Source organism: Collinsella aerofaciens (assembly GCF_032584215.1).
Taxonomy (GTDB): Bacteria; Actinomycetota; Coriobacteriia; order Coriobacteriales; family Coriobacteriaceae; genus Collinsella.
Genome location: NZ_JAWHPN010000009.1, coordinates 64,075 through 76,594 on the forward strand (window position 1 = coordinate 64,075; position 12,520 = coordinate 76,594).

A 12,520-nucleotide genomic window follows, 5' to 3' on the forward strand; every position below is an offset into this window, starting at 1 on the left:
CATGGTCGTCGCGGCAACAAGTCTCAGTATACCCGGGGGAGCACCCATGGAATCGTTGTACCGAAAGTATCGCCCGCTCACCTTCGACTCCGTGGTGGGCCAGCAGCATATCGTCTCGACGCTCGAACACGCTATCACCGAGGGGCGCCTGTCCCACGCCTACCTGTTCTGTGGACCGCGCGGCACGGGCAAGACCACTATGGCGCGCATTCTGGCCAAGGCGCTGCTGTGCCGCAATGCCGAGGCGGCGCGCGCCGAGGGTGCAAGCGGCTGCATGCCCGACGGTACTTGCGAGGAGTGCGAGCTCATCGCCGAGGGCAACCACCCCGATGTCTACGAGCTCGATGCCGCAAGCCGTACCGGCGTGGACAACGTGCGCGAGGAGATCATCAACTCCGTCAACTTTGCCCCGGTGCGCGGCAAGTACAAGATCTATATCATCGACGAGGTCCACATGCTCACGACGGCGGCGTTCAACGCGCTGCTCAAGACGCTTGAGGAGCCGCCGGCACACGTGATCTTTGTGCTGTGCACCACCGACCCGCAAAAGATTTTGGAGACCATCCTCTCACGCTGCCAGCGTTTCGATTTCCATCGCATCGGCAACGAGGATATCGAGCATCGCCTGGCATACGTGTGCGAGCAGGAGGGCTTCGATTACGACGACGAGGCGCTGGCTATCGTGGCGCGCCATGCAAAGGGCGGCATGCGCGACGCGTTGTCCACGCTGGAGCAGCTGAGCGTCTTTGGCAACGGTTCTGTGCATGCGGACGACGCCCGCTCGCTTTTAGGCGAGGTTTCGGACCAGATTCTGGGCGAGTTTTCCCGCGCCATTGCCGATCGCGATGTTGCCGAGCTCTATGGACTGATCCGTGCGCAGGTCGAGGAAGGAAACGACCTGCTGGAGCTGACGCGCGACCTGGTGGCGCATGTGCGTGACGTGTACGTTGCCTGCGTTGCCGGTGCCCGTGCCGAGCTGTTTGAGGGTGGCTCCGAGCAGGCCGAGGCGCTTGCTGCCGAGGCCGCTGCCTTTGGCGAGCATCCTGCCGACCGCCTGGCCCGTGTGCTGACAGTGCTTGACGATGCCGCACTGGAGATGAGGGGCGCGAGCGACGTGCGCCTGGTGCTCGAGATTGCCTGCACGCGTCTGGCACGTCCCGAGGCCGATTTAACGATTGAGGCATTGGCCGAGCGCGTGGCACGCCTGGAGGCCATGGTTGCCAATGCCGCCGTTCCGGCGAGCGTGACTGCTGCTCAAGCGGGTGCGCCTGCTGCATCCGCACCCGCTGCTGCCCAACAGCCGACGCTCATTTCGGGCGCCCGTGCTGCCACTTCGGTGGCATCCGCTGCCCCCGCTGCTACGTCCGCGCATCAGGGTGGCATGCCTTGGGACCGCGGCGCTGCCGTTCCGGCTGCCCAGCCTGCGCCCCGTCCTGCGTCCGTGTCAGCTTCCAAGCCTGCAGCGCCTGCACCTCAGCCTGCGCCGGCCCCCGCGCCTCAGCCCGTTGCGGCCCCCGCGCCTGCCACCACTCCGGCACCTAAGCCCCAGTCCAACAATGCCGCCCAGGTTGCCGCCGCCGGTGCTGCCGAGACGCCCGCGGTCGAGGATGCCGGAGAGCTGCAGCGCAAATGGGCCGAGGTTGTCGAGCGTGTCAAGGCGCGTCAGGCTTCCTACGCAGGGCTTTTGCTCAACGCCCGCGCCACGGCCGACGACGGCTCCAAGCTCACGGTCTCGTTCCCCGCGGGTTCGACTTTTGCCATTAAGATGCTCGGTCGCGCCGATACGCAGTCGGTGGTCCTGCCGACGGTCTGCGCGGTCTTCGGTCGTCGTACCGTCGACTATGTCCTGGATGGGGGTGGCACGCCGGCTCCTCAACATGAGGAGCATTCTCCATCTGCACGGGCTGCGGCATCTGCGGACCCGCAACCCGTGTCCTCGGCGGCCCCTGCATCCTCGAGCGCCAGCGCGCCGCAGCAGCAAGCGGCGCCGGTAGTGGCATCGACCCCGTCGGCGCCTAAGCCTGCGGCGCCCAAACCGGCTGCTCCGACACCCGCGCCCAAGCCCGTCTCGCCCGCGCCCAAGTCGTCTGACCTGGGCAAAGCCCCCTGGCTACGCTCCGACAACCCCGCCGGCGCTCCTGCTACGGGTAAGCTCCCGACCGAGCCCGCACCCCGTGCGTCCGAGCGCTCGGCTGCCCCCAAGGCTCAGCCTGTCGCGCCGTGGGAATCCGAGCAGGTGCCCTACGACGACGCTATGGTCGGCGGCTTTGCCGGCGATGCGAGCGGGGATGATCTGCCTCCGTTCGACGTGCCGGGTGCGACGCCCGCGCCCAAGCCCGCTGCAACTGCCCCCAAAGAGGAGGACGCTCCTGTAGCTCCCTGGGAGTCCAGCCCCGGCGCGGGCAGTCCCTTCGGCCATCAAGGCGCAGCCCCAAGCATCCCGCAGACCGAGGACGAGGCCAAAGCCCTCATCCGCAGCGTCTTCGGTCAGGCCACCATCTTCAAACCGGTGGAGTAACCGTGCGGGCGGGTATGCTGCTCAAGAAGAGATCTCTTTGCCCGGGCGCATCTGTATTTCGGACATGTGCAACGCGGTGCCGCGTATCTCGCATTCGAGCAGACAGGTACGTGACGGTCGGCCTAGGATGCTGAGGTCGATACGATACGTCGCATGGCTGTCCGTGTGCTCGACTTGCTCGGCGTTGACGGTTGCTCCGATTGTCGATAAAGAGCCTAGTTCGGCATCGACAATCTTGGAGTCCTTTATCTTGACCTTGAACTCTTGGTAGAGGGACGGGCTGTTGTAGTAAATGGTTCGAGTTCCGTCGGTGCACTTATCGGTCGCTTCCCATTTGACGATGGGCTGGTCCGAGCTGGCTATCAGCAGTTCTGCTCCAAAGGCTATAGCATGGGTGATGACAACCAGCAATGCCCAGCCGACAAAGAGATAGAGAATCACATATGCAACGGGGTGTTTTGAGCGGATGTTTTGGAGCGCGTCGGGGGCATTCATGGGGGCACCTCCAAATTGCTGTCTGTGACAATCAAATTATACCCTGCCATCATGAGCGCCGCCTCGAGCAGCGGTTCGGCATTTTGTTATCTAGCTGGATGCAGAAAATGCCGGATTCCGGCTCTACAAGATTTAGCTTTCAATATTATGCAGATGCGAATTATTCAACTTTGCATAATCTTTGGGCGCGGCTTGCACTCCAGGACATGTATATCGACTGAGGGAACACGTCCGCCCCGCTTGCTTGCCCCGCGCCGTGGTACGATTTTTGAGTTTGAAAGTCCCGCCGTGCTCCGGCTGCCCTTGCAGCTTGTCGCGCGGCCGCACGTAAAGGAGCCATCATGGCCGGTATGAACATGCAGCAGATGATGAAGCAGGCTCGCAAGATGCAGGAGCAGCTTGCCGCCGCGCAGGAGAATCTCAAGTCCCAGACCGTCGACGCCTCTGCCGGCGGCGGCATGGTCAAGGTGACCGTTAACGGCGAGATGGAGCTCGTCAACCTCACCATCGATCCCGATGCCCTCGATCCCGAGGACGTCGATATGCTGCAGGACATGATCATGGCTGCAGTCAACGAGGCCGTCCGCGGCGTCAACGAGCTCGCCAACAAGCAGATGGGCGCCATCACCGGCGGCCTCAACATCCCGGGCATGCCGTTCTAAGACACGCATATATATGAGTGCGAATCACAGTCTGCAAAAACTGCTCGATGAGCTGGGCCGTCTGCCGGGCATTGGTCCCAAGTCGGCTCAGCGCATCGCCTATTACCTGCTCGAGGCCGATGCCGAGGAGGCCCGCCGCCTGGCCGAGGCCATCCTGGAGGTCAAGCAAGAGGTCCACTTTTGCAGCCGTTGCTTTAACTACGCCACGGCCGACGAGTGTTCCATCTGCCAGGACCCGATGCGCGATACCACTCGTATTTGCGTGGTGGGCGAGCCGCGCGACGTCCAGGCGATCGAGCGCACGGGCAGCTACCACGGCCTGTACCATGTGCTGGGCGGCGTGATCAGCCCCATGGACAAGATTGGCCCTGAGCAGCTGCACATCCGCGAGCTGCTGGCGCGTCTGGGCCACGAGGACATCCACGAGGTCATCATCGCCACCAACCCCAATATTGAGGGCGAGACCACGGCGAGCTATCTGGCCCGTACCATCAAGCCGTTGGGCGTCGAGGTGTCGCGTCTGGCAAGCGGCCTTCCCGTGGGCGGCGACTTGGAGTATGCCGACGAGCTTACGCTTGGCCGCGCCATAGAGGCCCGTCGCGCGATTTAGGTGGCGAGCCTGCTCCTGCTGTTTGTTTTCCTCGCGACTCACGGGTTGGTCATAATTTCCCCGTGCGACTGTGAGTTTGTTGTGCAACAAAGATGCTTCGTATCCGCTTATCGCATGGATGCTTCCGCTCGCATCCTTAATTTGCCCATTCGTTGCGCAACCTTTTGGGTTCGCTGATACACTCAAATATGGATTTGAATGAATGCGCCGCTTCTGAGCGGCGTGTTTTTCTTGGAGGAGAACGCATGCGGCCCGGTGGCACTCAGACAAAGCGCGGCGCCGCGGTGCGCATGCGACGCCGACTGGGCTTGGCGCCGCGGGCGTACGCACTGCTATCGTGCTCGCTGGTGCTGGTCATAGCTGGCGTTTCTGCCTATGGCATGACCGTGCCGTCCATGATGCAGGCGCATGCCGCACGCGAACCGCGTGTGGGGCATGAGGTCAAAAGTGATCTGGGTACCACGACTGGATATGCTTGGGCAAGTGTGGTCGCGCATATTGTGTTTGGCACCGACGATGCGGACGGCGCCGAGGCCCCGGACAACGAAGTCACGCTTGCCAATGGCAAAACCATCGTGCTCACCAACACCAAGATCATCGATCGGTTGTCCAACAATAGCGTGGCGGCAACGGTGAATAAGGTCGAGCAGCAGAAGGAGCAGGACGCCCAGCAGTCCGGAAAGCCCGGTAGCTCGGATACTTCTGGCTCCGGCTCGGATTCATCGAGTTTGGGCGGCGGCTCTGGGCCGGGTTCCTCTACCGGAGGGTCTGGAAACGGCGGCTCGACGGGCGGCAACGCTGACAACGATACAAACTCCGGTGGCCTTTCCGCTGCTGAGGAAGAGAGCATTCACAGTTGGCTTCTGACCAAGTACAACATGCTCGACGGCTATGTTTCTCGTGCCAATGACGTGGTCTCGACCTATAACTCTACGGGAGATCCCAGGCCGTGCGACAGCCTGGTCGGGGAGATGTTTGTCATTCGAGCCGAGTTCGGTCGTCAGACATTCTCGCCCCGGTCAAAGTGGTATCAGCAGTATGCCAATCTGTGGGGCTGTTACACCAACCTATGTCAATGGGTCGGCCATTACGGCGATGATGACGTCGCGCTCGGTAACTTCAACAATAACGTGGCGGCGCTTGCCCTATGATGACCGATCTTGCATCCACCACACCACAATCGCTCGGTCGCGATTCCATGGTCGGCCTGCGCCTGGCGCGTGTCGACGGGTTTGAGCCGGCCATTGCGCTCGGTCAGGACGAACTGCCTGCCTATCTGCGTCGTTTTACGATGCTGTTTGCCGACGATGCCACCATGCGCCGTGGCGGTATCGGCCGCGTGACGCGTGCCGTCAACGCCCAAGGCGAGGCCGTGGCACTCAAGCAGCTCATCTTGCCGACGCGCGATGAGTTTGACGATGCCGCCGCCCATGAGGCGCTGGTCGCCAAGTTCAAAGCGGCGTTTCGCGAGGAATATGAATGCCATCGCGTCCTTTCGGGCCTTAAGGGCTTTCCCCGCCTCTATGGCTGGGGCGAGGTCGACGGTGTGCCTGCAATTGTCATGGAATGGGTCGAGGGCGAGACGCTCGCCCGCTTGCGTTCGCGACTCGCCGTGGACGATGCCGGACGCCTGTCGCCGCTTGTGGCGGCGCGCTTGGGGCGCGACCTGTTCGATCTGCTCTACCGTATGAGCCTGGTGGGTGAGGGCTTTGTCCATCGCGATATCTCGCCCGCTAATATTATGGTGCGTACGGCGCGCCTGCCGCTTGACCGGCAGCTTGCCGAGGGCACCTTTGACCTGTGCCTGATCGACTTTGGCTCGTCGCTGGCGCTCGAGCCTGCGTCGGCCGTGGCCGGTACCGGCGGCAAGGCGTCGTTTACGGAGCGTTATGCCACGCTGCGTCGCGCGACGGTTGCCTATGCCCCGCCCGAGATGCTCGCCGGCGATATTCCCGACCTGCGCGCTTTGCGTATGTCGCCGGCGATCGACGTCTACGCCGCGGCAAGCACGGTTTACGAGCTCATTGCCGGCGTCGCGCCATACGAAGCCGCGCCGGGCACTTCGGGCATCTCGGGTTCGCGCAAAAAGACGCGTGACATCGCCAGCCCCTACCGTCTCAAGATGGACACGCGGCCCGACTATCCCATTGGTGCCCATGCGCCCGGTTGCGATTTGACTCAGCTGCTTCGTCGTGAGCCCGATGTGGCGCTCGCCGCGGCCGAGCAGGCCCAGCAGCTGGGGCTTGAGCCGGATTCCGAAGAGCTACGCGATGCGCTGGCGTTTGTCGATGCCCAGCTGTTCGACGTGGTGATGGCCTGCCTGTCCAGCCATCAAAAAGATCGTCCCGAGCCGGCGGCGGTCGAGGCGGCGCTCTCGGCGTTTTGTGACCACTATGCGCAAAATGTCGGTCGTTCGCTCCGCGGCGAGCCGCTCACGCCGTGTCCCATGGATGCGTCCGGCCGCGCGGTTCGTCGCGCGCTGATGGTCGGCGCGGCGGTTGTCTGTGGCGTGGTTTGGGCTGTGGTCGTGGTTTCGGCCGCGCTGCTGGCGTCGGGCGCTCGCGTGACGGCGACTTTGGGATCGCTCGTGTGGTCTGGGTCGCTACCGGGTATTATTGCCGCACTGGCGTTGGCGCTGCCAGGCATAGCCGGCGTTGCCACGGGGGCACTTGCGCGCAATCGGCGCTCGGGGTTCCTGCAGGGCGTGCTTGCGCTTTCTGCCTGCGAGGTTCCGGTGCTGGTTGTGGCTGCATGTAGCGTATTTTCCCAACGCGCCGTGATGGGCGGCCTTGTTGCCGCTCTGGTTGCAACCTATACGCTTACATGGTTTTTGCTTGCGATGGGCTTTGCCTTTGAACTTCCCGTTTCGGCACCGCGACGCACAAAAGCCCAGATGGCGACTCCGCTTGCCGGTGGAGCCGCAGCTGCCCGTACTTTTGGCGGACCTGTCGAAGTATCGTCCGATTCTATTTCTACGACCAAGGAGGCCTAGGTCATGGCATCTCAAGTTGAGCTCACCCCATGCGGGGCCATGTTTGACATCTTTAAGCGCGCGGCGCATCTGAGCCATATCGAGCTGTGCGGCTTGGTGCTTTCGTCCCGTCCGCTCGCCGACGGCCGCAGCCCGCAGAGCCGAGCCGCCGATCGCTCTTGGGTTTCCCGCTTTATCGTTCGCGCGCCGGTCGGCACGCTTCAGCAGCGCTACTTTGCCGAATACGGTACCTCGGCTGCGCGTATTATGTCGCAACTGGCCCTGCGCCAGCGCAATTCCATGGACTCCACGGCTGTGATCAATATGGTGTGCGGTCCTGCAGGTGAACCGATGGTACGCGCGCTCGAAGAGTGCCACCAGGACACGAATCTCTATCGCAACGCGCTCGATCGCCTGTCCCAGGCGGCGGAACTCATGCCCGCCGAGCGCGCCGAGGCCGTGCTGGTGCTGTTTGTCGCCGTCGGTTGTTCGGCGGATGTGCGGTCCTCGGTGAACTATGCCATCGACTACGCGCACGCGACCTGTGGCGGAGGCACCTCCACGCCGCATTCGCTTGGCATGTCGATGACCGCAGGCGAGCGCGAACCCGCCCCGGCGCACCCCTTGGGCTTACTACGCGTGCAAAACAGTTTTGTCGTGAGTGCCCCGCGCTGGATTCAGCCGAGTGAGCAGGGTGTTGAGATTGGCGCGCTGGACGCTGGTGAGGGCGATATTACCGACGTCGGCGACGATGTCTCGGCCCGCCATGCCCATATCTGGTGCGATGCTCAAAATATCTGGCACGTCGAGGACTTGTCGTCCACCAACGGAACCGTGGTGGTAAACGGGGCCACGCGCGTCTGCATTCAGGTCGAGCCCGGCCGTTCCGCCCAACTCAATCCCGGCGACGAGCTCAAGCTCGGCGAATCCACTACCTACGCCATCCTCTTCGGTGCCCTCTAGCCGGCAGTTAGGGACGTTCCTTTTCTGCCGGTACTTGGGGACACTCCTTGGCGCGCCAGGGCCGGCCGCTCGGGACGAGGGGCCATTTCGCCCCTTGGCGGTCAGTCGGGGTAAACCTTTACCGCCCGCCTATATTTGCCGAAATTACACTTGACGGCGGGGTACAATAAACCCGCATGCGGATTTCCGTTGCGGGCGCTTCCCATCGCCGGGGCGTGCCCGGGAGCATCCGGCATGCGGCCTTTGCGGCGCTCGGTCATGTGCAAGACGGGTAGCTGGGCTTGTGGAGCGCGTGCAGCCCTCCTCGCCTCGGCATGCCTTCTCTCCACGCCATGTACCTGCTGCTGAGCCTGCCTGCCAGATGATTGGAAGCAACAGCGAAAATCCCATCACGCCAACATCCCGGCGATCGCCGGGGCCTGTATACCTATATGAGAGGAGAGGGGTATATGGCGCGTAAGTTTAAGTCTATGGACGGCAACGAGGCGGCCGCATATGTTTCGTATGCGTACACCGAGGTAGCGGGAATCTATCCCATTACGCCGTCCAGCCCGATGGCCGACCATGTCGACCAGTGGGCGGCCCAGGGTCGCAAGAACATCTTCGGCACCCCGGTCAAGGTCGTCGAGATGGAGTCCGAGGCAGGTGCAGCCGGTACCGTTCACGGTTCGCTGGGCGCCGGTGCTCTGACCACCACCTACACGGCTTCTCAGGGTCTGCTCCTGATGATCCCGAACATGTACAAGATCGCGGGCGAGCAGCTCCCGGGCGTCTTCCACGTCTCCGCGCGTTGCGTCGCTTCCCACGCCCTGAACATTTTTGGCGATCACTCCGACGTCATGGCCTGTCGCCAGACCGGCTTCGCCATGCTCGCCGAGGGCAACGTCCAGGAGGTCATGGACCTCTCGCCGGTGGCTCACCTTGCCGCCATCGAGGGTAAGACCCCGTTCCTTAACTTCTTCGACGGCTTCCGCACCAGCCACGAGATCCAGAAGGTCGCCATGTGGGACTACAAGGATCTGGCCGAGATGTGCGACATGGACGCCGTCCAGGCTTTCCGCGACCACGCGCTCAACCCTGAGCACCCGCACACCCGCGGCAGCCACGAGAACGGCGACATCTTCTTCCAGAACCGTGAGGCCTGCAACAAGGTCTACGACGAGCTTCCCGCCGTCGTCGAGGGCTACATGAAGAAGATCAACGAGAAGCTCGGCACCGATTACGGCCTGTTCAACTACTACGGCGCTCCCGATGCCGATCGCGTCGTCGTGTGCATGGGCTCCTTCTGCGACGTGCTCGAGGAAGTCATCGACTACCTCAACGCTCACGGCGAGAAGGTCGGCCTGGTCAAGGTCCGTCTGTTCCGTCCGTTCTCCATCAAGCACTTCGTCGACGTTCTCCCCGAGACCGTCAAAAAGATCGCCGTCATGGACCGCACCAAGGAGCCGGGTTCCATCGGCGAGCCGCTCTACCAGGACGTCGTCTCCGCTCTCTACGAGGCCGGCAAGACGGGCATCAAGGTCGTCGGCGGCCGTTACGGCCTGGGCAGCAAGGACACGCCTCCCGCGTCCGCGTTCGCTGTCTTCGAGGAGCTTAAGAAGGACGAGCCCAAGCGCGAGTTCACCATCGGCATTGTCGATGACGTGACCAACCTGAGCCTGCCCGAGGCCGAGGATGCGCCCAACACCGCAGCCCCCGGCACCATCGAGTGCAAGTTCTGGGGTCTGGGTGGCGACGGTACCGTCGGCGCCAACAAGAACTCGATCAAGATCATCGGCGACCACACCGACAAGTACGTCCAGGCCTACTTCCAGTACGACTCCAAGAAGACCGGCGGCGTCACCGTCTCGCACCTGCGCTTTGGTGATTCCCCGATCCGTTCGCCGTACTACGTGACCAAGGCCGACTTTGTCGCCTGCCATAACCCCAGCTACATCGTTAAGGGCTTCAAGATGGTCCGCGACGTCAAGCCGGGCGGCACCTTCCTGGTCAACTGCCAGTGGAGCGACGAGGAGTTCGCCGAGCACATGCCCGCCGTGGCCAAGCGCTATATCGCGAACAACAACGTCAACGTCTACCTGATCGACGCTATCGACCTGGCGGCCAAGGTCGGCATGGGCAAGCGCACCAACACGGTGCTCCAGTCCGCCTTCTTCGCGCTGGCCAAGGTCCTGCCCGCCGAGGACGCCCTGCAGTACATGAAGGACGCGGCTACCAAGTCCTACATGAAGAAGGGCCAGGCCATCGTCGACGCCAACCACAAGGCCATCGATGCCGGCGCTACCGCTTTCCGTAAGTTCGAGGTTCCGGCCGACTGGGCTACCGCCGAGGATGCCGCTCCCGTCGAGCTCTCCGAGGAGACCAAGTCCGCTATCGCCCAGCAGGTCAAGAACCTGCTCGAGCCCATCGATCGCATGGACGGCGACAGCCTGCCTGTTTCCGCCTTCGTCGATTGCGCCGACGGCCAGTTTGAGCTGGGCGCCTCCGCATACGAGAAGCGCGGCGTCGCCGTGGTCGTTCCCCACTGGGACGAGACCAAGTGCATCCAGTGCAACCAGTGCGCCTACGTGTGCCCGCATGCCACCATCCGTCCGTTCGCGATGACCGAGGACGAGGCTGCCGCCGCGCCCGAGGCTACCCGCACGCTCGACGCCATGGGCCCCAAGGCCAAGGGCATGAAGTTCACTATGGCTGTGTCCCCGCTCGACTGCATGGGTTGCACCAACTGCGTCAAGGTCTGCCCCAAGGGCGCCCTCGAGATGGTTCCCACCGAGCAGGAGATGGACCAGCAGCCCGTTTGGGACTACATGGTCGAGAACGTCTCCGAGAAGAAGGAGCTCATCGCGGCCAACGTCAAGGGCAGCCAGTTTAAGCAGCCCTACCTGGAGTTCTCGGGCTCCTGCGCCGGCTGTGCCGAGACCGCCTATGCACGTCTGGTGACCCAGGTCGCCGGCGACCGCATGTTCATTTCCAACGCCACCGGCTGCTCCTCCATTTGGGGCAACCCCGCTGCCACCGCTCCTTACTGCAAGGACAAGGACGGTCACGGCCCGGCGTGGAACAACTCCCTGTTCGAGGACAATGCCGAGCACGGTCTGGGCATGGCCGTCGGTTACGAGGCCGTCCAGAAGAAGCTGATCGCCGCTACCCAGGACATCATCGCTGCCGATGGTCCGTCCGATGAGCTCAAGGCCGCCGGCCAGGCTTGGATCGACTCCGTCAACGACGCCGAGGCCTCCAAGACCGCTGCTGCTGCCTACGTTGCCGAGCTCGAGAAGTGCGGCTGCGACGCTTCCAAGGCGATCCTCGCCGACAAGGCTTACCTCACCAAGAAGTCCTTCTGGATCTTCGGCGGCGACGGCTGGGCCTACGACATCGGCTTCGGTGGCCTGGACCACGTCCTGGCTTCCGGCCACAACGTCAACGTCTTCGTCTTCGACACCGAGGTCTACTCCAACACCGGCGGTCAGGCCTCCAAGGCCTCGAACCTGGGCCAGGTCGCTCAGTTCGCCGCTGCCGGTAAGGTGACCAAGAAGAAGTCCTTGGCCGAGATCGCCATGAGCTACGGCTACGTCTACGTGGCGCAGGTCGCCATGGGCGCCAACCCGGCTCAGACCCTCAAGGCCATCCACGAGGCCGAGGCCTACGACGGCCCGTCCCTCATCATCGGCTACAGCCCCTGCGAGATGCACTCCATCAAGAAGGGTGGCATGCAGAACTGCCAGGCCGAGATGAAGAAGGCTGTCGAGTGCGGTTACTGGAACCTCTTCCGCTTCAACCCCGAGGCTGCTGCCGGCAAGAAGTTCTCGCTCGATTCCAAGGAGCCCGCGGGCGGTTATCAGGAGTTCCTGATGAACGAGGCCCGTTACGCTTCGCTGACGCGTTCCTTCCCCGAGCGCGCCGAGGAGCTCTTCAAGGAGAACGAGCAGGCCGCCATGGACCGCTATCAGCATCTGCTGAAGCTCAAGACGGTGTACAACGAGGCCTAGGTCTCCCACCGCAGGATCTGAGGGCTAGCCTTCGCGGACGTCCTCGGACATGAAAGAACCCCCGCTGCGCATTACGTGCGGCGGGGGTTCTTTCGTCCTGACGCTCCTATTTGGCAAGGTGTTTTTTAGAATCCATTTTGCGCTCGGCCTCGAAGGCCTGCCCGTCCCAATCGAGCGGAAGTCCGGCCTCGACCCATGCCTCGTAGGCCCTCCTTATGGGCTTGAGCTCCCTTTGGCCCCTCTCCAGCATCGAGATGTACTTCTCGCTGGTGCCCAGTATGGACGCCGCCCTCACCTGGCTGACCTTCGCCG

9 protein-coding genes are annotated in these 12,520 nt (G+C 62.9%); 7 read left to right on the forward strand and 2 right to left on the reverse strand.

Going from position 1 to position 12,520, the window contains the following annotated elements:
* Positions 1-46 precede the first annotated feature (46 nt).
* Complete coding sequence (gene dnaX / locus RX395_RS04165) at positions 47-2,518, forward strand: DNA polymerase III subunit gamma/tau (protein ID WP_316365681.1); 2,472 nt, start codon at positions 47-49, stop codon at positions 2,516-2,518.
* A gap of 21 nt (positions 2,519-2,539) precedes the next feature.
* Here dnaX and RX395_RS04170 read toward each other — a convergent pair whose 3' ends face one another.
* Positions 2,540-3,013 carry a hypothetical protein gene (locus RX395_RS04170; RefSeq protein ID WP_316365683.1) on the reverse strand — a complete coding sequence of 158 codons (474 nt, stop codon included), beginning with the start codon at positions 3,011-3,013 and terminating at the stop codon, positions 2,540-2,542.
* A 341-nt stretch (positions 3,014-3,354) separates the two neighbouring features.
* On the opposite strand from RX395_RS04170, the gene RX395_RS04175 reads away from it, so the two are divergent.
* The 6 genes from RX395_RS04175 (at position 3,355) to nifJ (ending at position 12,208) form a co-directional block, all read left to right on the forward strand.
* Positions 3,355-3,675, forward strand: a complete 321-nt coding sequence (locus RX395_RS04175) for a YbaB/EbfC family nucleoid-associated protein (RefSeq protein WP_006235174.1) — start codon at positions 3,355-3,357, stop codon at positions 3,673-3,675.
* A gap of 13 nt (positions 3,676-3,688) precedes the next feature.
* Entirely contained in the window at positions 3,689-4,285 is a 597-nt protein-coding gene (gene recR, locus RX395_RS04180; protein WP_006235173.1) for a recombination mediator RecR, read from the forward strand.
* A 245-nt stretch (positions 4,286-4,530) separates the two neighbouring features.
* Entirely contained in the window at positions 4,531-5,436 is a 906-nt protein-coding gene (locus tag RX395_RS04185) for a hypothetical protein (RefSeq protein ID WP_316365686.1), read from the forward strand.
* On the forward strand, positions 5,433-7,277 hold the full coding sequence (locus RX395_RS04190; protein ID WP_316365688.1) for a serine/threonine protein kinase: 1,845 nt from the start codon (positions 5,433-5,435) through the stop codon (positions 7,275-7,277). Before RX395_RS04185 ends, RX395_RS04190 begins: the two co-directional genes overlap by 4 nt.
* 3 nt (positions 7,278-7,280) lie before the next feature.
* Entirely contained in the window at positions 7,281-8,219 is a 939-nt protein-coding gene (locus tag RX395_RS04195) for an FHA domain-containing protein (RefSeq protein WP_316365689.1), read from the forward strand.
* Between the two features lie 449 nt (positions 8,220-8,668).
* Positions 8,669-12,208 carry a pyruvate:ferredoxin (flavodoxin) oxidoreductase gene (gene nifJ, locus RX395_RS04200; RefSeq protein ID WP_138374371.1) on the forward strand — a complete coding sequence of 1,180 codons (3,540 nt, stop codon included), beginning with the start codon at positions 8,669-8,671 and terminating at the stop codon, positions 12,206-12,208.
* 106 nt (positions 12,209-12,314) lie between these two features.
* Here nifJ and RX395_RS04205 read toward each other — a convergent pair.
* On the reverse strand, positions 12,315-12,520 hold a 206-nt coding region (locus tag RX395_RS04205), incomplete at its 5' end, for a hypothetical protein (RefSeq protein WP_316365692.1).

Excerpts from the sequence above, each read along its gene's own strand:
- dnaX (WP_316365681.1), top strand. The coding sequence starts at position 47 with ATGGAATCGTTGTACCGAAAGTATCGCCCGCTCACCTTCGACTCCGTG.
- RX395_RS04170 (WP_316365683.1), bottom strand. The coding sequence starts at position 3,013 with ATGAATGCCCCCGACGCGCTCCAAAACATCCGCTCAAAACACCCCGTT.
- RX395_RS04175 (WP_006235174.1), top strand. The coding sequence starts at position 3,355 with ATGGCCGGTATGAACATGCAGCAGATGATGAAGCAGGCTCGCAAGATG.
- recR (WP_006235173.1), top strand. The coding sequence starts at position 3,689 with ATGAGTGCGAATCACAGTCTGCAAAAACTGCTCGATGAGCTGGGCCGT.
- RX395_RS04185 (WP_316365686.1), top strand. The coding sequence starts at position 4,531 with ATGCGGCCCGGTGGCACTCAGACAAAGCGCGGCGCCGCGGTGCGCATG.
- RX395_RS04190 (WP_316365688.1), top strand. The coding sequence starts at position 5,433 with ATGATGACCGATCTTGCATCCACCACACCACAATCGCTCGGTCGCGAT.
- RX395_RS04195 (WP_316365689.1), top strand. The coding sequence starts at position 7,281 with ATGGCATCTCAAGTTGAGCTCACCCCATGCGGGGCCATGTTTGACATC.
- nifJ (WP_138374371.1), top strand. The coding sequence starts at position 8,669 with ATGGCGCGTAAGTTTAAGTCTATGGACGGCAACGAGGCGGCCGCATAT.